General features: G+C 64.3%; 19 protein-coding genes, 1 other RNA gene and 1 pseudogene. 8 read left to right on the forward strand and 13 right to left on the reverse strand.

Annotation, left to right across the window (positions count from 1 at the left end; translation table 11 throughout):
- Positions 1-243: 243 nt before the first annotated feature.
- Positions 244-1,089: a transporter substrate-binding domain-containing protein gene (locus GGD67_RS31205; RefSeq protein ID WP_018320791.1), complete on the reverse strand. Its 846-nt coding sequence runs from the start codon at positions 1,087-1,089 to the stop codon at positions 244-246.
- Between the two features lie 182 nt (positions 1,090-1,271).
- Here GGD67_RS31205 and ffs point away from each other — a divergent pair.
- The 5 genes from ffs to GGD67_RS31230 all read left to right on the forward strand — a co-directional run bounded on the left by ffs (position 1,272) and on the right by GGD67_RS31230 (position 4,696).
- Positions 1,272-1,368: signal recognition particle sRNA small type (gene ffs / locus GGD67_RS31210), an RNA gene on the forward strand.
- Positions 1,369-1,463: 95 nt separating this feature from the next.
- Complete coding sequence (locus GGD67_RS31215; protein WP_018320790.1) at positions 1,464-3,278, forward strand: DNA polymerase III subunit gamma/tau; 1,815 nt, start codon at positions 1,464-1,466, stop codon at positions 3,276-3,278.
- Between the two features lie 28 nt (positions 3,279-3,306).
- Positions 3,307-3,627, forward strand: a complete 321-nt coding sequence (locus GGD67_RS31220) for a YbaB/EbfC family nucleoid-associated protein (RefSeq protein ID WP_018320789.1) — start codon at positions 3,307-3,309, stop codon at positions 3,625-3,627.
- A gap of 1 nt (position 3,628) precedes the next feature.
- On the forward strand, positions 3,629-4,231 hold the full coding sequence (gene recR / locus GGD67_RS31225; protein WP_018320788.1) for a recombination mediator RecR: 603 nt from the start codon (positions 3,629-3,631) through the stop codon (positions 4,229-4,231).
- A 27-nt stretch (positions 4,232-4,258) separates the two neighbouring features.
- Positions 4,259-4,696, forward strand: coding sequence for a hypothetical protein (locus tag GGD67_RS31230; protein ID WP_018320787.1), 438 nt, complete (start codon positions 4,259-4,261; stop codon positions 4,694-4,696).
- A 134-nt stretch (positions 4,697-4,830) separates the two neighbouring features.
- Here the strand turns inward: GGD67_RS31230 and GGD67_RS31235 are convergent, their stop codons facing one another.
- From GGD67_RS31235 to GGD67_RS31240, 3 genes and pseudogenes are all read right to left on the reverse strand, one after another.
- Complete coding sequence (locus tag GGD67_RS31235) at positions 4,831-6,195, reverse strand: AmpG family muropeptide MFS transporter (protein WP_018320786.1); 1,365 nt, start codon at positions 6,193-6,195, stop codon at positions 4,831-4,833.
- 86 nt (positions 6,196-6,281) lie between these two features.
- Positions 6,282-6,577: pseudogene (locus GGD67_RS39565) on the reverse strand (GIY-YIG nuclease family protein).
- A gap of 88 nt (positions 6,578-6,665) precedes the next feature.
- Positions 6,666-7,862, reverse strand: coding sequence for a DNA recombination protein RmuC (locus GGD67_RS31240; protein ID WP_092251775.1), 1,197 nt, complete (start codon positions 7,860-7,862; stop codon positions 6,666-6,668).
- A gap of 170 nt (positions 7,863-8,032) precedes the next feature.
- Here GGD67_RS31240 and def point away from each other — a divergent pair, with 170 nt between their 5' ends.
- The 3 genes from def (at position 8,033) to truA (ending at position 10,365) form a co-directional block, all read left to right on the forward strand.
- On the forward strand, positions 8,033-8,557 hold the full coding sequence (gene def, locus GGD67_RS31245; RefSeq protein WP_092251777.1) for a peptide deformylase: 525 nt from the start codon (positions 8,033-8,035) through the stop codon (positions 8,555-8,557).
- 141 nt (positions 8,558-8,698) lie between these two features.
- Positions 8,699-9,628, forward strand: a complete 930-nt coding sequence (gene fmt / locus GGD67_RS31250; protein ID WP_179738200.1) for a methionyl-tRNA formyltransferase — start codon at positions 8,699-8,701, stop codon at positions 9,626-9,628.
- Entirely contained in the window at positions 9,628-10,365 is a 738-nt protein-coding gene (gene truA, locus GGD67_RS31255; protein WP_179738202.1) for a tRNA pseudouridine(38-40) synthase TruA, read from the forward strand. Before fmt ends, truA begins: the two co-directional genes overlap by 1 nt.
- Positions 10,366-10,541: 176 nt before the next feature.
- Here the strand turns inward: truA and dapE are convergent, their stop codons facing one another.
- From dapE to yidC, 9 genes are all read right to left on the reverse strand, one after another.
- Positions 10,542-11,708: a succinyl-diaminopimelate desuccinylase gene (gene dapE / locus GGD67_RS31260; protein WP_179738210.1), complete on the reverse strand. Its 1,167-nt coding sequence runs from the start codon at positions 11,706-11,708 to the stop codon at positions 10,542-10,544.
- Positions 11,705-12,358, reverse strand: a complete 654-nt coding sequence (locus GGD67_RS31265; protein WP_179738212.1) for a DUF805 domain-containing protein — start codon at positions 12,356-12,358, stop codon at positions 11,705-11,707. The genes dapE and GGD67_RS31265 overlap by 4 nt, the downstream gene beginning before the upstream one ends.
- A gap of 233 nt (positions 12,359-12,591) precedes the next feature.
- Complete coding sequence (gene dapD, locus GGD67_RS31270) at positions 12,592-13,437, reverse strand: 2,3,4,5-tetrahydropyridine-2,6-dicarboxylate N-succinyltransferase (RefSeq protein ID WP_179738214.1); 846 nt, start codon at positions 13,435-13,437, stop codon at positions 12,592-12,594.
- A 128-nt stretch (positions 13,438-13,565) separates the two neighbouring features.
- Positions 13,566-14,258 carry a pyrimidine 5'-nucleotidase gene (locus GGD67_RS31275; RefSeq protein WP_092251787.1) on the reverse strand — a complete coding sequence of 231 codons (693 nt, stop codon included), beginning with the start codon at positions 14,256-14,258 and terminating at the stop codon, positions 13,566-13,568.
- A gap of 174 nt (positions 14,259-14,432) precedes the next feature.
- The gene (locus GGD67_RS31280; protein ID WP_179738446.1) at positions 14,433-15,419 is read right to left on the reverse strand and encodes a DUF1036 domain-containing protein; all 987 of its coding nucleotides are present in this window, start codon (positions 15,417-15,419) and stop codon (positions 14,433-14,435) included.
- A 155-nt stretch (positions 15,420-15,574) separates the two neighbouring features.
- Complete coding sequence (gene argB / locus GGD67_RS31285; RefSeq protein WP_018320775.1) at positions 15,575-16,462, reverse strand: acetylglutamate kinase; 888 nt, start codon at positions 16,460-16,462, stop codon at positions 15,575-15,577.
- Positions 16,463-16,712: 250 nt separating this feature from the next.
- Positions 16,713-17,078, reverse strand: coding sequence for a DUF423 domain-containing protein (locus GGD67_RS31290; RefSeq protein WP_179738447.1), 366 nt, complete (start codon positions 17,076-17,078; stop codon positions 16,713-16,715).
- Complete coding sequence (gene yihA / locus GGD67_RS31295; RefSeq protein ID WP_179738216.1) at positions 17,078-17,731, reverse strand: ribosome biogenesis GTP-binding protein YihA/YsxC; 654 nt, start codon at positions 17,729-17,731, stop codon at positions 17,078-17,080. Before yihA ends, GGD67_RS31290 begins: the two co-directional genes overlap by 1 nt.
- A gap of 131 nt (positions 17,732-17,862) precedes the next feature.
- The gene (gene yidC, locus GGD67_RS31300; RefSeq protein ID WP_018321164.1) at positions 17,863-19,716 is read right to left on the reverse strand and encodes a membrane protein insertase YidC; all 1,854 of its coding nucleotides are present in this window, start codon (positions 19,714-19,716) and stop codon (positions 17,863-17,865) included.
- Positions 19,717-19,724: the final 8 nt, after the last annotated feature.

The raw sequence follows: 19,724 nt of genomic DNA on the forward strand, positions 1-19,724 counted from the left end.
GTGTTTTTACTCAGCCGGCGAAAAGCTTGGAACGGTGTCGCGTCGTTCTCGGTGCACCTCTCCCGCTTGCGGGGGAGGTCGACGCGCTCGGCAGCGCACTTGCGCGCCAGAGCGCGGCGGGTGGGGGCTCTCTCCTGTGGGGGAGTCTCTTTGTGGAGAGACCCCCACCCCAACCCTCCCCCGCAAGCGGGAGAGGGGGCAGAGCGGAGTGCGCGGAGATAGCCAGCCTAACCTTACCGGTTGTTACAGCGAAACGCCCGGCGGAATGTCCGCTTCGGTCACGCCCACTAGCTCCATGTTGGTGATGATCGCGTTGCGGATGAAGCCGAGGCCCTTGTTGAAGTCGATCCAGGTGTTGACGTAGTCGCGCCAGGTCTTGTCGGTCTCGCGGCGGAAGCCAGCATTCGAGGTCGTGGCGAAGATCGGCGTCGGCAACACGAGCTGGCCGAGCGAGGGGTTCTTCTTCAGCACGGTCAAGGACAGCATGGTGATCAGGCACTGCGCGTCGACGCGGCCGGTCTGCAGCGCGGCGGTGGCGTCGTCCGCGGTCTTCAGCCGCGTGATCTGCGCCTTCGGTGTCAGGCGGCTGACGACCTGATCGTGCGAGGAGCCCTGGTCGACCGCGATCTTGATGTCGGGTGAGTTCAGCTCGGCCCAGCTCTTCGGCTTGAAGTCCTTCTTGCAGAGGATGGCGAAGGCGTTGTTGAACACCGGCACCGAGAAGTCGACCACCAGCGCGCGCTTCGGGGTCGGGTTGAGGCCGAAGAAGATGTCGATCTTGTTGGCCTGCAGATCGAGCACCGAATTGCCCCAGGTGGTCTCGGTGATCTCGAGCTCGGCCTCCATATCGTCGGCGAGCCCCTTGGCGATGTCGATGTAGAAGCCCTTCCACTGACCGCTGGAGAGATCCTTCATGTAATAGGGAGCGCCGCCGCCGACCGCGCCGATCCGCATCTTCTTGGTCCGGCGGATCCGGGCGAAGGTCGATTCGTTCGGATCGGCGGTCTGGGCCACAGCGGGCGAAGCCAGCACGGCCGCGGTCATCGCGCCAAGTCCGACAATCGATGCAACATCACGACGTGTAACCATTGGGATCAATCGCTTTTCTGGTTGGGACAGGTTCCGGCAGGTTCATACCAAGGTCGCACTTTCAGTGAAAGCACAGCCTATCGGCTGGGCAGATCGGGAATTGCCCGGATGCTGGGCAGGCACCGTCGATCAAGGGCGATCGCCGCTTGCTTTCCGCCCCTTTTGGCCCCAAATAGGGACCGGGAGATTGGCGGTGGACGAGCCACTCGCCAACCGGGTCAGGTCCGGAAGGAAGCAGCCCTAACGAGGTCCGGATCGGGTCGCTCGTCAGTCTCCTACCTGTTTTTCGAGCGAATCAGCGCCGGCGGCACCAGCCGCCAGCGCGCTCCTTTCCGCAAAAGCCGGCCAAGAGACATTTCATTGCGGATCGACCGATGACCGACGCTGGCGCCCCTCCCAACCCCGACAGCGCCGGCCCGGGCAACGCGCCCTACCGGGTGCTGGCGCGCAAATACCGTCCCTCCAGTTTCGACGATCTGATCGGCCAGGAAGCGGTGGTCCGCACCGTCTCCAATGCGTTCGAGACCGGGCGAATTCCGCAGGCCTGGATCCTCACCGGCGTCCGCGGCGTCGGCAAGACCACCACTGCGCGCATCCTGGCCCGTGCACTCAACTACGAGATGCCGGATGGTTCGGTGAAGGGCCCGACCATCCACATGCCGACCCTGGGCGTGCATTGCCAGGCGATCATGGAAAGCCGGCACATGGACGTGCTGGAAATGGACGCGGCCTCGCACACAGGCGTTGACGACGTCCGCCAGATCAATGACAGCGTGCGCTACGCGCCGGCCAGCGCGCGCTACAAGGTCTACATCATCGACGAAGTCCACATGCTGTCGACGGCGGCGTTCAACGCCTTCCTGAAGACGCTGGAGGAACCGCCGGAGCACGCCAAATTCGTGTTCGCGACGACCGAGATCCGCAAGGTTCCCGTCACCGTGCTATCGCGCTGCCAGCGTTTCGACCTGCGCCGCGTCGAGGCCGACGTGCTGATGAAGCACCTCGCCAACATTGCCGCGAAGGAAAGCGTCGAGATCGAGCCGGAAGCACTCGGCATCATCGCGCGCGCCGCCGAAGGCTCGGTGCGGGATTCGCTGTCGCTGCTCGATCAAGCGATTGCCCATGCGGCAGGCACGGTGAAGGCCGACGCCGTCAGGCAGATGCTGGGGCTCGCCGACCGCACCCGCGTCATCGACCTCTTCGATTCGCTGGCGCGCGGCGATATCGCCGCCGCCTTCAAGGAGTTCCGCGACCAGTACGACGTCGGCGCCGATCCCATCGTCGTGCTCTCGGACCTTGCCGAATTCGTCAATTTCGTCACCCGCGTGAAGGTCATTCCGGCGATTGCCGACAACGTCGCCTATGGCGAGACCGAGCGGGTTCGCGCCAAGGAGTTCGCCTCGAAAATCTCGATGCGCGTGCTGTCGCGGATGTGGCAGATGCTGCTCAAGGGCATCACCGAGGTGCAGGCCGCAACGCGCCCGGCTGCGGCCGCCGAGATGGTGCTGGTGCGCATCGCCTATGTCGCCGACCTACCGACGCCGGACGAAGCGATCAGGATGCTGGAGCAGAACGGCGGCGGCTCGCCGGTCGCGAGCGGCGGCGGCGCTGCACGCAGCGTACCGGCCGCGCCGACGGCCTCCGCAGCGCCTGTTCGCATGCCGACCTCGTCGCCTTCATTTGGCGGTGGTGGTGCGCGGCCGCAGATGGCCGCACCTGCGCCGGATCCGCAAGGCGCGGCGCCGGCGTTGCGCATCACGAGTTTCACCCAGCTCGTCGCGCTGGCCGGGCAGAAGCGCGACATCATGACCAAGAGCGCGCTCGAAGGCGACATGCGCCTCGTCCGTTTCGAGGAGGGCCGGCTGGAGGTCGCGCTCGAGCCGAACGCCTCCAAGACCATGATCTCCGAGCTCGCGAGGAAATTCGAGCTGTGGACCGGCCGCCGCTGGACGGTGATCGTCTCCAACGAGCAGGGCCAGCCGACGCTGCGCTCGGTGAACCAGGCGGCGAAGCAGGAGCATGCCCGTACCGCGGAGGCCGATCCGCGCGTGCGGGAGGTGCTGTCGCGTTTCCCCGGCGCGAAGGTTGTCGAGGTCCGCAGGCTTGCCCCCGAGACGCCGGAAGCCAATATAAACGCTGACTATGGCAGTGACGATCCGCCCGACGGTTCCGACGGCGACGATCTCTGAGCCCATCTTTTTCCAAGGACGAGCACCGATGGCTGATTTTCTCGGCATGATGAAGCAGGCGGCGCAGCTGCAATCCAAGATGCAGGAGATGCAGGAGCAGCTGGGCAACGTGGAAGTCGAGGGCATTTCCGGCGGCGGCCTCGTCGCCGTGCGCATGACCGCGAAGATGGACGTCAAGGGCATCAAGATCGACCCCTCGCTGATGAAGCCGGAAGAGCGCGAAGTGCTCGAAGATCTGCTCGTGACCGCGCTCAGTGATGCCCGCCGCAAGGCGGAGACCGCGATGCAGGAGAAGATGCAGTCGCTGACCGGCGGGCTCGGCCTGCCGCCGGGGTTGTTCGGCCAGTAAGATGGGCGCGGTTGCGGGTCCTGAAATCGAGCGGCTGGTGCAGCTTCTCGCGCGGCTGCCGGGCCTCGGTCCGCGCTCGGCGCGGCGCGCGGCGCTGCATCTGATCAAGAAGCGCGAAGCGCTGATGATGCCGCTGGCCTCGGCCATGCAGGTCGCGCTCGACAAGGTCCAGGTCTGCAAGACCTGCGGCAACATCGATACGCAAAATCCCTGCACGGTTTGCACCGATCCGAAGCGCGATGACGCCATCATCGTCGTCGTCGCCGACGTCGCCGATCTCTGGGCGCTGGAGCGCGCCAATGCGACCCAGGGTCGCTATCATGTGCTGGGCGCGACATTGTCGCCGCTCGACGGCGTCGGCCCGCAGGATCTGACCATCGACGCGCTGGTCGCGCGCGCACATGATTCTCGGGTGCATGAAATCATCCTGGCGCTGAATGCGACGGTGGACGGCCAGACCACGGCGCACTACATCACCGACCTGCTTCAGGACGCCAACGTAAAAGTAACCCGGCTGGCCCATGGTGTGCCTGTCGGTGGCGAGCTTGATTATCTCGATGAAGGTACGCTATCGGCCGCGATGCGGCAGCGTACCCTGTTCTAGCCATCCAGACTTTACGGAACGGACGACATGACGAAACTTTTCGCCACACGCTTGGCTTTGGTCGCGACGATGATGCTGCTGGCGAGCCCGGCCATCTCCGCGCAGCAGGACGACGGAGCGCCGCCGCCGTCCAAGCCCGGCAAGCCGATCAACGCCGGCGAGGTGTTGTCCGGCGAGTTGAACGCCTTGAAAGTGCGCGACGTCAAGAATGCCGGCAAGCGGGTTGCGACCTACCAGATCACGTCCGAGCCGCGCCGCCTGCCGCCGCCGAACGGGTTGTGCAATCTCGAGACCGGGCCCGAGACCTTCCAGCTCGTTCCGAGCGGCGATGCGCAAGCGGCGCAGCTGAAGACGTTCGTCGGCAAGGAAATCTCGGTCAAGGTCGACGAAGTCGCCTGCGCCAGCGATCCCGGCCAGATGAGCGAAGCCGTGATCACGAAGTGGAGCCTGATCAAGAAGCAGTAGGGGCGGCGAGGCGAGATGCCGTAGGGTGGGCAAAGCGAAGCGTGCCCACCACCTCTCTGGAATTCCTGGCGCGATGGTGGGCACGGCGCGTCGCGCCTTTGCCCACCCTACGAGACCTTCAAGCTACGAGACCATCACACCCTGACTGGCCCCAGCGCCTCAAAATGCCCGCGCTTCTGCAACCAGGCGAGCAGCAGCAGGCTCGGAATCGCCACCAGCACGCAGATCACAAAGAACAGCGGCCAGCCCGTCGTCTCCGCGACATAGCCCGCACTCGACGACAGATAGGTCCGCCCCACCGCCGCGAGCGCGGTGAGCAGCGCATATTGCGTCGCCGTGTGCAGCGGGTTCTGGCAGAGCGCCGACAGGTAGGCCACGAAGATCACGGTGCCGATCGCGCTGGTGAAGTTCTCGGCGCAGATCGCGAGCGCCAGCGCCCATTGATTGGTGCCGACCATTGCGAGCCAGGCAAAGGACAAATTGGCCAGCGCCTGCACCACGCCGCCGATCCAGAGGCTGGTCGCGAGCGAATAACGCCGCGCGACGAAGCCGCCGGCAAACCCGCCGATCAGGGTGGCGGCGAGGCCGACGCCCTTCACGATCGCCGCATAATCGTTGCGGGTGAAGCCGAGGTCGATCACGAACGGCGCCGTCATCGTGCCCGAGAAGGCATCGGTGAACTTGAACAGCACGACGAAGGCGAGCGCGGCGAGTGCGTCCTTGCGCGACAGGAATTCGGAGAACGCGCCGATCGCTGCGCTCAACACACGTGCAAATGCGGTCTCGGTTTGTGTCGCAGCTTCCGCCTGCGCGGATTGCGCCGGCTCGGTCGCCGCCAGCGCGGTGATCGTGCCGATCAGCACCATCGCGGCCATCACCACGTAGCCCCACATCCACGCCGAGGTGCGGGCTATGCCGGTGCCTTCGAAGCCCGAGACGATGAACAGCGCGCCCGCGGTCGAGACCAGCATTCCGATGCGATAGGCCGCAACGTAAGCCGCCATGCCGGCGGCCTGCTCGCTCTCCGGCAGGCTCTCGACGCGGAAGGCGTCGACCACGATGTCCTGCGTCGACGACGTCGTCGCCACCAGCAGCGCGCCCAGCGCGACGTAGAACGGCGAGCTGGCCGGGTCGGTCATCGCCAGCAGCAGGATCGCGACGATCAGCAGTAGTTGCGAAAACACCAGCCAGCCGCGCCGCCGTCCGAACGCCCGGGTGAACAGCGGCACGTGCAGCGCATCCACCAGCGGAGCCCACAGGAATTTCAGCGTGTAGGGCGTGCCGACCAGCGCGAACAGCCCGATCGTCTTCAGGTCAACCCCGGCCTCGCGCATCCACACCAGCAGCGTCGAGCCCGACAACGCCAGCGGCAGGCCGGAAGAGAAGCCGAGAAACAGCACGATCAGCACCCGCGGCTGCAGGTAAACGGCAAGGCTGTCGCGCCAGGAGGCGGCGGGAGCGGAGGTCGCGGCGGGGGAGGTCGCGTCGGGAGCGGTCATGGGACGGTGTTAGCAGATTCTGGGGGCCACAAGTGAGGTGTCGTCGCCCGGCTTGACCGGGCGACCCAGTATTCCAGAGGCCGGAGTTATGGAGGACCTGCAATCTCCGGATAGAGATCGTTCCAGTCCGGATTGTCCTTCTCGATCAGCGCGATCTTCCAATCACGCTTCCACTTCTTCAGGCGCTTTTCCCGCTTGATCGCATTCTCGGGGGCATCGAACTGCTCGAAGTAGACCAGCCCACGACGCCGTAGTCTTTCGTGAAGCTCTCGATGAGCTTCAGCTTGTGTTGTGCGACCCGGCGGATGAGGTCGTTGGTGATGCCAATGCAGAGCGTTCCGCCAATCTTGCTGGCGAGAATGTAGTAGCAGCGAGGGCTCATCTGCCGTCTCTGGGATACTGGGTCACCCGGTCAAGCCGGGCGACGACAGTGAAATTGGGCTGGCAGCGTACCTGATCTCAGAAGAGAATCACTCCCCCGCCTGGAGCTTCCGCGGGAACAGCTCACTTGCGCCCGTCGCCACCAGCCGCGGCCCTTCCGCATCGCTCTTGCTGAAATCGAGCTCCTCAATCCTTCCGGCACGCTTCTCGATCTTGTCGGCGGAGATCAGGATCTGGCGGACGTCCTCGTTCGCATCGGAAAAGTGTTTCTGCAATTTGACCACGCGATCCCTGAGGCGTCCCAGATCGTCGCCGAGCTTGATCACTTCAGTCTGAATCTGGTCGGCGGCATCGCGCATGCGCGCGTCCTTCATGATCTGCTGCATCACCTGGATTGCGAGCATCAAGAGCGAGGGCGACACCAGCACCACGCGGGCGCGATAGGCCTTCTGGATCACGTCGTCGAAACCGTCGTGGATTTCGGCGTAGACCGATTCCGACGGCACGAACATCAGCGCCATCTCCTGGGTCTCGCCGGTGACGAGGTATTTTTCCGCGATGTCGCTGACATGCTTCATCACGTCGCCGCGCAGCCGCTGCGTGGCAACGCGCCGCTCCTCGTCGGTGCGGGCGTCGTGCAGCGCCGTCATCGCCTCCAGCGGAAATTTCGCGTCGATGCAGAGCGGGCGCTGGTCGGGCAGGAACACGACGCAGTCCGGCCGCTTTCCCGTCGAGAGCGTGAACTGGAACTCGTAGGCGCCCTTTGGAAGACCGTCCTGGACGATCGCCTCCATCCGCGCCTGGCCGAAGGCGCCGCGCGACTGCTTGTTGGCGAGCACGTCGCGCAGGGTCGTGACCTGGGTGGTGAGATCGGTGAGGTTCTTGTGGGCGCTGTCGATGATGCCGAGCCGCTCGTGCAGTGCGCGGAGGCTCTCCATGGTGTTGCGGGTCGAATGTTCCATCGACTGGCCGACGCGATGGGTCACCGAATCCAGCCGCTCGTTGACCGCGCGTGCCATCTCGGCCTGGCGTCCCGCCAGCGCCTGGGTCATGGCGTCGACCCGCCCTGAGGATTCGCTCTGGGCGCGCAGCACCTCGCTGAGGCGCTCCTCGAGCTCGTCGGCCCGGATCGCATGCGCCATCGCGAGTTCCGCGCCGCGCCGGCCCGAGCGGGCGATCACGACGGCGATGACCACCAGGAGTATGAGGACGAGGGCGCCGAAGCCGATCAGCGCATCGATCGTGCGCACCGGCCAGTCGCCCAACATGAAAATGATCTCGTTCATGCCGCCGTTCTAGCCGATTCGCTGGCTCCCGCGAACGAAGAGGGAACGTTGACGGTTAACGGTCCCCTAATTTTCATGGTTAACGAAAAGCGAAGTTTTATGGTTAGCGGAGAGTTAACGGGGTTCCCGGCCGCATTGACCGCACCCGGCGCGGGGCTTAAATCGCGGCCATGGCCCTCAGAGAAATCATCATCCTGCCCGACAGGCAGCTGCGTCTGGTCTCCAAGCCGATCGAGAAGGTCACCTCGGAGATCCGCAAGCTTGCCGACGACATGTTCGAGACCATGTACGACGCGCCCGGCATTGGCCTCGCCGCGATCCAGATCGCGCAGCCGCTGCGGCTGATCACCATGGACCTCGCCAAGCGCGACGAGAACGGCGAGACCACGCCGCTTCCGCGCGTCTTCATCAACCCCGAGATCATCGCCTCGTCCGAGGAACTCTCGGTCTACGAGGAAGGCTGCCTCTCGATCCCCGAATATTACGAGGAGGTCGAGCGCCCTGCGAAGGTGCGCGTCCGCTTCACCGATCTCGACGGCAAGGTGCACGAGGAGGACGCAGAAGGCCTCTATGCCACCTGCATCCAGCACGAGATCGACCACCTCAACGGCGTCCTGTTCGTCGACTATCTGTCGAAGCTCAAGCGCGACCGCGTCATGAAGAAGTTCGAGAAAGCCGCCAAGCGCGCGGAGTGAGTGGAGCTCGGCTCTCTCACGTCGTCATGGCCGGGCTTGACCCGGCCATCCACGCCTTGCTTGCTTTGTCGCCAAGACCGTGGATGCCCGGGACAAGCCCGGGCATGACGGGGAATCAGAACTCTCACCGAACGCAGCCACATGCCCCTCCGCCTGATCTTCATGGGCACGCCCGATTTCTCCGTGCCGACGCTTCGAGCCCTAGTTGAGCATGGGCATCAGTTGTTAGCGGTTTATACGCGCGCGCCTAAGCCGGCAAAGAGAGGACTGAAACCACAGCCTAGCGAGGTCGAGCTCGAAGCTAGGAAACTTGGTATTCCCGTCTTTACGCCCCAAACACTGCGAACGCCTGAGGCTATCCGAGAGTTTCAGGCCTTTCATGCTGACGCGGCCGTTGTTGTCGCGTACGGCGTAATACTGCCTCAAGAAATCTTGGATGCGCCCCGGTTCGGTTGCTTCAATCTTCATGGATCGCTTCTGCCTCGTTGGCGCGGGGCCGCACCAATTGAGCGGGCCGTCATTGAAGGTGATCTTGAAACTGGCGTGATGGTAATGAAGATGGATGCTGGTCTCGATACCGGCGACATTGCTCTAGAGGCGCGAGTACAACTTACGGATACTGATACGTCTGGAGATTTACGAGAGCTTCTATCATCCTTGGGTGCAACGCTAATGGCGCATGCCATGGACAAGCTCGAGCGCAATCAGCTCAATTTCATCAAGCAAAGTGAGTTTGGCATTTACGCGGCTAAGATCGATAAGGCCGGGGCACGCATCGATTGGACGCTGCCAGCACACAAGGTTCTTCGACACATCCATGGGTATTCGCCGGCCCCTGGAGCATGGTGTGAAGTCCCAATTGGAGGCGAGCTTATCAGAATAAAGATTCTGCGATGCGAGCGGGGATATGGAGAAGGAGTGCCGGGCCAATTGCTAGATGATCGCCTAACTGTCGCTTGCGGAGAAGGGTCTATCCGAATTTTAGAGCTCCAAAGACCTGGCAAAGGCCCCATGAATTGGAAGGCCTTTCAAGCTGGCGCGCGTCTTAGACCCCCCTTACGTTTGCATTGATGCCCCGCTACAAGCTCACCATCGAATATGACGGCGCGCCGTTTTTCGGCTGGCAGATCCAGGACACGCTGCCCTCGGTGCAGGGTGCGCTGGAGGCGGCCGTGAAGGCGATGACCGGCGCGGATTTGCGGGTGCATGGCGCCGGGCGTACCGATGCCGGCGTGCACGCGCGCGGCCAGGTCGCGCATGTCGACATCGACAAGCAGTTTCCGCCGGGCCGGTTTCGCGACGGGCTCAACGCGCATCTGCGCCCGCATCCGATCGCGGTGCTGGAGGCGGAGATCGTGCCTGACGCGTTCGAGGCGCGCTTCTCGGCGGTGAAGCGCCACTACCGCTACCGCATCGTCAACACCCGCGCCAATCTCGCGCTCGACATCGGCCACGCCTGGCGCGTGCCGCGCCGGCTCGATGCCGACGCGATGCATGCGGCGGCACAGCGCCTGCTCGGCAAGCACGATTTCACCACGTTCCGCGACACCGAGTGCCAGGCCAAATCGCCGGAGAAGACGCTCGATCAGCTCGACGTGCTGCGTGACGGCCGCGAGATCACCATTGTCACCTCGGCGCGCTCGTTCCTGCACAGCCAGGTGCGCTCGATGGTGGGCTCGCTGGTCTGGGTCGGCGAGGGCCGCTGGACCGCCGACGATCTCTCCGCAGCGCTGGAGGCGCGCAACCGCGCCGCCTGCGGCATCGTCGCCCCGCCGGATGGGCTGTATCTGATGAAGGTGGATTATTAGAGGTGTGAGAGCGCAGAGACTGCGCGCTCTCTCCACACCCTCGCTGTCATGCCCCGGCTTGACCGGGGCATCCAGTACGCCGCGGCCTTTCGGTTCGATCACTATCGTCTCTGGAATACTGGATCGCCCGGTCCTAGTACGCAATTGCGCACTGGCCGGGCGATGACAGCGGAGTATTAAGCAAAATACCGCGTCAAAATCCCGCGGTAGACCTGCGTCAGCTTCTCCAGATCCTTAACCGGCACCCGCTCGTCGACCTGGTGCATGGTCTGGCCGACCAGCCCGAACTCGATCACCGGGCAATAGCTCGAGATGAAGCGCGCGTCCGACGTGCCGCCTGACGTCGACAGCTCGGGCTTTCGCCCCGTCACCTCCTCGATCGCGGACACCGCGAGATCGGTGAACGGGCCGGGCTTGGTGACGAACACGTTGGAGTTCGAGGGCTCCCAGACGATGCGGGCCTTGATGCGGTTGCCGCAGGCCTTTGTCAGCCGCGTCTCGACCAGCTCGCGCAAGGAGGCCTGGGTGTGGTTGTCGTTGTAGCGGATATTGAACTTGGCGCGGGCCTCGCCGGGGATGACGTTGTTAGCTTTGTTCCCGACGTCGACCGAGGTGAACTCGAGATTGGAGGCCTGGAATTGCGCGCTGCCATGATCGAGCGGCTCGTCGGAGATCGCCACGATCAGCCTGGAGATGTCAGGCACCGGATTGGAGGCGCGATGCGGATAGGCGACGTGGCCCTGCACGCCGTCGACATAAAGCGTGCCGGATTGCGAGCCGCGGCGGCCCACCTTGATGGTGTCGCCGAGGGTCTCGACATTGGAGGGCTCGCCCAGCACGCAATGGTCAAATTTTTCGCCGCGCTCGGCGGTCCATTTCAACAGCTTGATGGTGCCGTTGATGGAGACGTCCTCCTCGTCGCCCGTAATCAGGAACGAGATCGAGCCCTTTCCGTCGCTGCGCGGCTGGCCGCCATTGGCGGCGAGATGCTCCAGCACCGCGGCGACCGAGCAGGCGATGCCGCCCTTCATGTCGACCGCGCCGCGGCCGTGCAGGACGCCGTCCCTTACCTCACCGGAGAACGCACCGACGCTCCAGGCGCTCTCGTCACCTGCTGGTACCACGTCGGTGTGGCCGGCAAAGGTGATGTGCGGGCCTTCAGTGCCGATCCGCGCATAGAGATTGTCGACGTCGGCAGTGCCTTCCTCGCTGAAGGTCACGCGGTGGCAAGTGAAGCCGGCGGCGGTGAGGGCTTTTTCGAGCACCCCGAGCGCACCGGCATCTTCAGGGGTTACCGAGGGGCAGCGGATCAGATCGCGGGCAATGGACAGAGCATCGGTCATGCGCCCCGCTTAACATGCATGCCGCCGGGTGGGCTAGCGCGGGGCGGGACAATTTCGATCTCGCGGCTCTGGTCCCAGCTTTTCGCAGGGGGAGCGGCGGATGCGGAGCCATCGTCAAAGTCGCCGAGCGGATCGGGGCCGAAGCGGTTGTGGCCCGCAGTGCCGGACCGGCAGAACATTTCGACGAGGCCCCACAGCCATAGCAGTGCGGCAGTCAGGTTGAGCGAGAATATCCAGCTTGATTTGGGCAGCAGGTCGGCGAACTGGCTGAACAGGCCTGGCAGGAAGAAGAACGGAACGATCCACCAGCCGCTCTTGTCGCGGTCATGGAGTCGCTTGATCGCCGTCGCGAGATAGATCCAGAAGAACAGCGCCATGCCGGACGCCTTGAGGATCGAGCCCGCGAGATCAGCTGATGCCAGCGCGTGGGAGACGCGGGGGTCGATAAGCTTGAAGAGGCCGTCGAGTCCGAAGTCGAAATCGAGCTCAATTCCGAGCTTTAGGGTGGACCTCGTCCCTCCGACGATTCCGATGACTTGACCGGCAATCTCCAGCAAGCCCGCCAGCAGCGCGACGATCAGCAGCGCCTGCCACAGCAGCGCGCGGTTGATGCGACCGTCGAAGCGGAACAGATACCAGGTCCAGTCCATGCGAACGGCTCCGGGCGGGAGGAGCCGCCCGAAGATTGGTCGCGATGGAGGGAGAGGGGGTTCGAACCCGTCATCCTGAGGTGCGAGTGGCGCGATGCAAAGCGTCGCGCCGGGAGCCTCGAAGGATGAACGGCCCGCGATGTCGCCGCCAGCCGTGCCGTCGCCCTTCGAGGGCCGCTGAAGGAGCGGCCACCTCAGGGTGACGGGGATGGGTCTGGGATCGTCGCTCTAGCTCAATCCCGCAGCAGCTCGTTGATGCTGGTCTTGGAGCGCGTGCGCTCGTCGACGCGCTTGACGATGACGGCGCAGGCGGTGCTCGGTCCGATCTGGCCGTTCTTCATCGGCTTGCCGGGCAGCGCGCCGGGCACCACCACCGAATATTCGGGCACTTCGCCGATGAAGACCTCGCCGGTCTCGCGGTCCACGATCTTGGTCGAGGCGCCCAGGAACACGCCCATCGCCAGCACCGCGCCCTTGCGCACGATCACGCCCTCGGCGACCTCGGAGCGCGCGCCGATGAAGCAATCGTCCTCGATGATCACGGGCTCGGCCTGGAGCGGCTCGAGCACGCCGCCGATGCCGGCGCCGCCGGAGATGTGCACGCGCTTGCCGATCTGGGCGCAGGAGCCGACCGTGGCCCAGGTGTCGACCATGGTGCTCTCATCGACATAGGCGCCGAGATTGACGAAGGACGGCATCAGCACGACGTTCTTGGCGATGAAGGCCGAGCGGCGGACGACGGCGCCAGGCACCGCGCGAAAACCGGCGTCGCGAAAGCGGTTCGGGCCCCAACCTTCGAACTTCGAGGGCACCTTGTCCCACCAGCTCGCCTGGCCGGGGCCGCCGGGAATGACGTCCATTTCGTTGAGGCGGAACGACAGCAGCACCGCCTTCTTCAGCCATTGATTGACCTTCCACTTGCCGTCGGCCCCGCGCTCGGCAACGCGTGCCTCACCCCTGTCCAGGGTCTCCAGCGCCTGGTCCACGGCTTCGCGCACCTCGCCCCTGGTCGACGTCGAGATGCCGTCACGCGCGTCGAAGGCACTGTTGATGGTGGATTCGAGGGCTGCAAGAGACATCGGGATTTCCTCTGGGGGAAGGCGTGGTTTCGTGTGAATTGGAGCGCTTTTTCGGGATTTGGCGGGGGAGAGTCAAGGCATACTCCGCTGTCGTCCCGGGGCGCGAAGCGAGCCCGGGACGACAGCGGTTATTTGGGCGACAACCCCGCTAAAAACCCCGTCAGATCATCCGTGACGTGGTCGACATGGGCAGCATCCCGGCCTTCCAGTTCCCAATCCTCCCGCACCACCTCCTTCGTTCCGTCCGGCACCACCAGCACGGTGGTCATGCCGAGCTGGTGCGGTACGGTGAGGTTGCGGGCGAGGTCCTCGAACATGGCGGCGCGGGTCGGATCGACCGCGTGGTCGGCGAGGAATTTCTGATAGGTCTGCGCCGCCGGCTTCGGCTCGAACTGGGCGGCGATGATGTCGAACACGCCGTCGAAATGCGTTGCCAGGCCGAGACGCGCCAGCACCGCATCGACATGGTCGACCGAGCCATTGGTCAGGATCAGCTTGCGCCCCGTTAATTTTGCGATGGCCTCGCCGAGCGCAGGGTTCGGCTCCAGTGGCGAATGGTCGATCTTGTGGACGTAGGCGAGATAGTCGTCCGCGGACACGCCATGCAGGGTCATCATGCCGCGCATCGTGGTGCCGAAACGCAGGTAATAATCCTTCTGCAGTTTTCGCGCTTCCGTCGGCGTCACCTGCAGCCAGCTCGACACGAACTCGGTGATCCGCACATCGACCTGCTGCCACAGATTGACGTGATGCGGATACAGCGTGTTGTCGAGGTCGAATACCCAGGTGTCGACATGGGCAAAGGTGCGGGGTTGGTTCATATCAACATTCTCAGCTCGTCGTCCCGGACAAGCGAAGCGCGATCCGGGACCCATCACCACAGGGAGTGGTTTGGCGAAGATTCGGGGTGACCAGCTTCGCGCCACAACCACTCCCTGCGGTTATGGGTCCCTGCATTCGCAGGGACGACAGCGGAGTTTGTGGCGCCGCCACCATCACGGCACCGCAAAGCGCAGCGTCTTGCCGCCGCTCGACATGTCCACCGCGCCAAATCCCGTCGCCCCGAAACCGCGCGCGCCGCAATCGGTCTGCTCAACGGTCTCGAACTTGGTCTCGCGTGTGCAGAGCTGCCTGTCGCCGCCCCAGTTCAGCGGCCGGTCCTTCAGCTTGACGGCGCGGTTGTCGGCGTCGACGGCCTCCGCGAAGCTGAAGATCTGCTTCGGCTGGCCGGACACGTCAGGATGCAGGCACGTCTTGGGATCGATGCGATACCAGCCGCGACTGGTCACGGACTTGCCGTCGTCGGTCGCGATCGCCGCCATCACCTTGTGCGGCGTATCGTTGCACCAGGTGAGGCCGGTCGCGGACGGCGTCTGCACCGCATCGACCATGGTCTTGAAGAAGTTTTGCGAGCCCACGATGTCCGAGGACAATCCGCGGCTCTTCAGGAACGCGGCCAGGGCTGCCTGCGTCTTCGGCCCGTCGACGCCGTCGATCGGCGCGGCGTCGTAGCCCGCAATGACCAACAGCCGCTGGATGCCGGCGAGGCGGGCCTGCTCGTCGTCATATTCGGAATCCTCGGCGAGATAGGCAATGAGGTTGCCGTCCGCGCTTTGCGTCGGGGTGACTTGCGTAAACGCGGCCTGGATCTGGCCAGTGCGGCATTGCCGGGCCGCAGCAATGACGAAATTGTCCTGCGCGACACAGAGCATGTCGCTGCCGTTCTGCGGGATCGGGGAGGCGCCATAGACACCGAGCGCGCGGGCATTGAGCAGGATGCGGTCGGCGGTCAGCGTGCCCTGCACGACCACGCGGCAGGTGGCGGGATCGACCCTGAACCAGCCGCGCGTCGCGGTCGCCGCCTTGTCGTCGATGCCGATCGCGGCCTCGACGACGTAGGACATGCGGTTGCAGATCTTCAGATCGGCGAAGGCCGGCACCGAGGAGAACAGGAACGAGACGGCCGCCGCCGGCAACGCCATCAGGAAGCGGGTCAGGGGCGAGCGGCGATTTCTCCGCTCTCTCCGCTCGTCATGGCCGGGCTTGTCCCGGCCATCCACGTTCTTGGCGCGGATCGAAAGATCGTGGATGGCCGGGACAAGCCCGGCCATGACGGTTTTCTTTGTCCGCTCGTCTCTCACTTGTGGATCAGTGTTCCCGTGCCCTGGTTGGTGAAGAGCTCGAGCAGCACGGCGTGCTGCATCTTGCCGTCGATGATGACGACGCCCTCGACGCCCTGCTCGAGCGCATAGATGCAGGTCTCGACCTTCGGGATCATGCCGCCGGAAATGGTGCCGTCGGCGATCAGCTTGCGGGCATCCTTCACCGACAATTGCGGGATCAGCTTCTTCGACTTGTCGAGCACGCCGGGCACGTCGGTGAGCAGCAACAGCCGCTTGGCCTTCAGCGCGCCGGCAACCGCACCGGCAAAAGTGTCGGCGTTGATGTTCAGCGTCTGGCCTTCCTTCGAGGTTGCGAGCGGCGCCAGCACCGGGATCAGCTCGTAGCCGATCAGCTGGTTGAGCAGCGTGAGGTCGACCTTCTCGGGGTCGCCGACGAAGCCGAGATCGATTGCCTTCTCGATGTTCGAGCCCGGATCGATGATGGTGCGTGTCGTCTTCGACGCCTTCACCATGTTGCCGTCCTTGCCGGACAGCCCCACGGCCTTGCCGCCGGCCTCGTTGATGTAGCCGACGATCTGCTTGTTGACGGAGCCGGCGAGCACCATCTCGACGATCTCGATGGTCGCCGCATCGGTGATGCGCAGGCCGGCGGCGAATTCCGAGACGATGCCGAGGCGCTTGAGCATGGTCGCGATCTGCGGCCCGCCGCCATGCACCACCACCGGATTGATCGCGGTCTGCTCCAGCAGCACGATGTCGCGGGCAAAATTCTTCGCGGTCTCCTCGTCGCCCATGGCATGGCCGCCATATTTGATGACGATGGTTTCCTCGTCATACTGCTGCATATGCGGCAGCGCTTCCGACAGGATGCGGGCCTGGTCGAGCGGGGAGATGTCGGTCATGTCGCGGATCTCGCTGGCGGGACTGGAGCGGCCTGCGTTCTATCCGATTGGCGGGCGGGCGCAAAGTGTGGTGTTCGCTCTTACCCTCCCCTGGAGGGGAGGGTCGATCGCGCGTAGCGCGAGCGGGGTGGGGTGATCTCTCCACACGGGCACTATTTCAATGGAGAGACTGTCACCCCACCCCGCTACGCATTTCGCTTCGCTGCATGCCTAGCGACCCTCCCCCTCCAGGGGAGGGTAAGAAGGCGTATCACTTCCTCGCCACCACCGCCGCCGCACTCACCGCCAGCCAGCCCAAAATCATCACCGTCCCGCCCGTCGGCGCCGCCATCGGAAACAGCGAGTGTCCGGCAAATTGCCGCAAGGTGAGGTCGCCCGCGAACAGCATGGCGCCGATCACGAAGCCGAATGCGCCGATCAGGCCAATTCCGCCGTGCAGAAGGCCGCGCGCGAGCAGGGCGACAGCTGCAAGTATGGCAGTTGCATGAAACAGCAGCATCGCGCTGGCCGAGGCCAGCCGGCTCACATCGCCGCCATGCGCCGAGGCGGCTGCCAGCGCGACGCCGGCGGCGCCCATCAAGCCGGCAAGCCCGATCAGCAGGCGCTGCGCCACCATCACGAGGCCCGCTCTTCCAGCAGCTTGGCCATCGCGGCGCGCAAACTCTCCATGCCGGTCGAGCTGCGTGACGAGGTCGCGAGCACGTTCGGGAACGCGGCCGGATGCTTGGCCAGCGCCGCCTCGGTCTCGGCGATGCGCGATTGCAGCTCGGAGGCCTTCGCCTGGTCGGCCTTGGTCAGCACGATCTGGTAGCTGACCGCCGAGCGGTCGAGCGTCTTGAGGACCTCGAGGTCGACCTCCTTGAGGCCATGCCGCGCGTCGATCAGCACGTAGACGCGCGCAAGCGATGCGCGTCCCAGCAGGAATTTGTGGATCAGCTCGGTCCAGGACGCGACCTGGCTCTTGGGCGCTTTGGCATAGCCGTAGCCGGGCATGTCGACCAGGCGCAGGTCGGTCTTGCCGGGGACCTCGAAGAAGATCAGCTCCTGGGTGCGTCCCGGCGTATGCGAGGTGCGCGCCAGCGCGTTGCGCCCCGTCAGCGCGTTGATCAGGCTCGACTTGCCGACATTGGAGCGCCCGGCAAAGGCGACCTCAAGCCCCGCCATCGGCGGCAGCGTCTGGATCGAGGGCGAGGCCCAGATGAACTGCCAGTCGCGCGCGAACAGCTTCCGCCCGGCCTCGATCAGCTTCGCATCTTTGTCGTCGGTCATGCGAAGCTCTTTGCTTCCTGTCATTCCGGGGCGATGCCAAGCATCGAGCTCTGGTGCGCTATTGCGCACTTGAGAATCTCGAGATTCCGGGTCTGGTGCTTCGCACCATCCGGAATGACAGAGTGTGAGACTTACGTCGCCTTCTTCGCGAACGTCGCCTTGAGATTGTCGAACAGCTCCACCTTCACCCCGTTGCGGCGCATGATGTAGCTCTGCTGGATCACCGAGAGCAGGTTGTTCCAGGCCCAGTAGATCACGAGGCCCGCCGGAAAGCCCGCCAGCATGAAGGTGAAGATCAGCGGCATCCAGTTGAAGATGATCTGCTGCGTCGGATCCGGCGGCGTCGGGTTCAGCTTCATCTGGAACCACATCGTGATGCCCATGATGATCGGCCAGATGCCGAGCGCAAGGTAATGGCCGAACACCGGGATCGTGGTCGGATCGAACGGGATCAGCCCGAACAGGTTGAAAAGGTTGGTCGGATCCGGCGCCGAGAGGTCCTTGATCCAGCCGTAGAACGGCGCGTGCCGCATCTCGATGGTGACGAACAGCACCTTGTAGAGCGAGAAGAACACGGGAATCTGGATCAGCACGGGAAGACAGCCGGCGACCGGATTGATCTTCTCCTTGCGGTAGATCTCCATCATCTCCTGCTGCTGCTTCACCTTGTCGTCGGGGTAGCGCTCCTTGAGCGCCTGAAGCTGCGGCTGAACCGACTTCATCTTCGCCATCGAGGCGTAGGACTTGTTCGCCAGCGGGAAGAACAGCAGCTTCACGATCACGGTCACGAGCAGGATCGAGATGCCGAAATTGCCGAAGAAGCGGTAGAAGAAGTCGAGGCCGAGGAACATCGGCTTGGTGATGAAGTAGAACCAGCCCCAGTCGATCAAGAGATCGAAATGGTTCAGCCCCAGCTCCTTGTTGTAGCCGCCGAGGCCGGCGAACGGGAACACGCCGACCACGCCGGCTTCCTTGGCGCCGGCGAACAGCCGCGCGTTCGCGGTCGCAGTGCCGCCGATCGCGACGGTGACGGGGTCGAGCAGGTAGTCGGTCTGGTAGGTGTGGACGTTGCCGGATGGGTTCGACGAGAAGCGCGCCTGCAGCTGGGCATTGGTATCGGGCAGCAGCGCCGAGGCCCAGTACTTGTCAGTGATGCCGAGCCAGCCGTTGGTGACCTTGAAGTCCACCTTCTTGCTTTCGTCGATCTTCTTGTAGGCATATTCCTGAAGGCCCTGGTCGCCGAGATAGCCGATCAGGCCTTCATGCAGGATGTAGTAGCCGGAGACCTGCGGCGCACCGTGGCGCGAGATCAGCGCGAACGGATAGAGCGTAACCGGCGCATTGCCGACATTGCTCACCTCGTCCTTGATGGTGAAGAGATAATGGTCGTCGACCGCAATGGTGCGGCGGAAGGTGAGGCCATCGCCATTCTCCCATTTCAGCACCACCGGCGTCGTCGGCGTCAGGCTGCCGCTGCCGTCCTGCTGCCAGACAGTCTGGGCATCAGGCATCTTCGCCGTCACGCCCGTTGCCGCCACCCAGCCGAATTCGGCGTAATAGGGCTCCGCGGTGCCCGAGGGCGAATAGAGGATGATCGGCGGCGATTTCGGATCGACCGTTTCGCGGAATTGCACCAGCGCGATGTCGTCGATGCGGCCGCCCTTCAGCGCGATGCTGCCGGCAATCCGCGGCGTGTCGATCTTCACGCGCGGGCTGGCTGCAATGGCGGCCTCGCGCGCCACCACGGGCTGGGCCTGCTGGTTCGCGCCCGGCGTTGCCGGCTGAGCGGCGTTGCCCGGCTGCTGCGGCGCCGCGCCCGGCGTCGCGGAGGCCGACGGCTGCGGCGTGGTCTTCTGGAGCTCGGCCTGCGTCTGCTGCTGGGCGCGCTGCTTCTCCATCTGCGGAACATTGTAGAAATATTGCCAGGCGATCAGGACGAGGCCCGACAGAATGACGGCGAGGATGGTATTGCGATTGTCGGTCATCTCTGGGG

The sequence above is a fragment of the Bradyrhizobium sp. IAR9 genome (assembly GCF_013408065.1).
Lineage (GTDB): Bacteria > Pseudomonadota > Alphaproteobacteria > Rhizobiales > Xanthobacteraceae > Bradyrhizobium.

What these genes read in the sequence shown, in the direction of transcription:
- GGD67_RS31205 (WP_018320791.1), bottom strand. Translation starts at nt 1,089, where the DNA reads ATGGTTACACGTCGTGATGTTGCATCGATTGTCGGACTTGGCGCGATG.
- GGD67_RS31215 (WP_018320790.1), top strand. Translation starts at nt 1,464, where the DNA reads ATGACCGACGCTGGCGCCCCTCCCAACCCCGACAGCGCCGGCCCGGGC.
- GGD67_RS31220 (WP_018320789.1), top strand. Translation starts at nt 3,307, where the DNA reads ATGGCTGATTTTCTCGGCATGATGAAGCAGGCGGCGCAGCTGCAATCC.
- recR (WP_018320788.1), top strand. Translation starts at nt 3,629, where the DNA reads ATGGGCGCGGTTGCGGGTCCTGAAATCGAGCGGCTGGTGCAGCTTCTC.
- GGD67_RS31230 (WP_018320787.1), top strand. Translation starts at nt 4,259, where the DNA reads ATGACGAAACTTTTCGCCACACGCTTGGCTTTGGTCGCGACGATGATG.
- GGD67_RS31235 (WP_018320786.1), bottom strand. Translation starts at nt 6,195, where the DNA reads ATGACCGCTCCCGACGCGACCTCCCCCGCCGCGACCTCCGCTCCCGCC.
- GGD67_RS31240 (WP_092251775.1), bottom strand. Translation starts at nt 7,862, where the DNA reads ATGAACGAGATCATTTTCATGTTGGGCGACTGGCCGGTGCGCACGATC.
- def (WP_092251777.1), top strand. Translation starts at nt 8,033, where the DNA reads ATGGCCCTCAGAGAAATCATCATCCTGCCCGACAGGCAGCTGCGTCTG.
- fmt (WP_179738200.1), top strand. Translation starts at nt 8,699, where the DNA reads ATGCCCCTCCGCCTGATCTTCATGGGCACGCCCGATTTCTCCGTGCCG.
- truA (WP_179738202.1), top strand. Translation starts at nt 9,628, where the DNA reads ATGCCCCGCTACAAGCTCACCATCGAATATGACGGCGCGCCGTTTTTC.
- dapE (WP_179738210.1), bottom strand. Translation starts at nt 11,708, where the DNA reads ATGACCGATGCTCTGTCCATTGCCCGCGATCTGATCCGCTGCCCCTCG.
- GGD67_RS31265 (WP_179738212.1), bottom strand. Translation starts at nt 12,358, where the DNA reads ATGGACTGGACCTGGTATCTGTTCCGCTTCGACGGTCGCATCAACCGC.
- dapD (WP_179738214.1), bottom strand. Translation starts at nt 13,437, where the DNA reads ATGTCTCTTGCAGCCCTCGAATCCACCATCAACAGTGCCTTCGACGCG.
- GGD67_RS31275 (WP_092251787.1), bottom strand. Translation starts at nt 14,258, where the DNA reads ATGAACCAACCCCGCACCTTTGCCCATGTCGACACCTGGGTATTCGAC.
- GGD67_RS31280 (WP_179738446.1), bottom strand. Translation starts at nt 15,419, where the DNA reads ATGGCGTTGCCGGCGGCGGCCGTCTCGTTCCTGTTCTCCTCGGTGCCG.
- argB (WP_018320775.1), bottom strand. Translation starts at nt 16,462, where the DNA reads ATGACCGACATCTCCCCGCTCGACCAGGCCCGCATCCTGTCGGAAGCG.
- GGD67_RS31290 (WP_179738447.1), bottom strand. Translation starts at nt 17,078, where the DNA reads ATGGTGGCGCAGCGCCTGCTGATCGGGCTTGCCGGCTTGATGGGCGCC.
- yihA (WP_179738216.1), bottom strand. Translation starts at nt 17,731, where the DNA reads ATGACCGACGACAAAGATGCGAAGCTGATCGAGGCCGGGCGGAAGCTG.
- yidC (WP_018321164.1), bottom strand. Translation starts at nt 19,716, where the DNA reads ATGACCGACAATCGCAATACCATCCTCGCCGTCATTCTGTCGGGCCTC.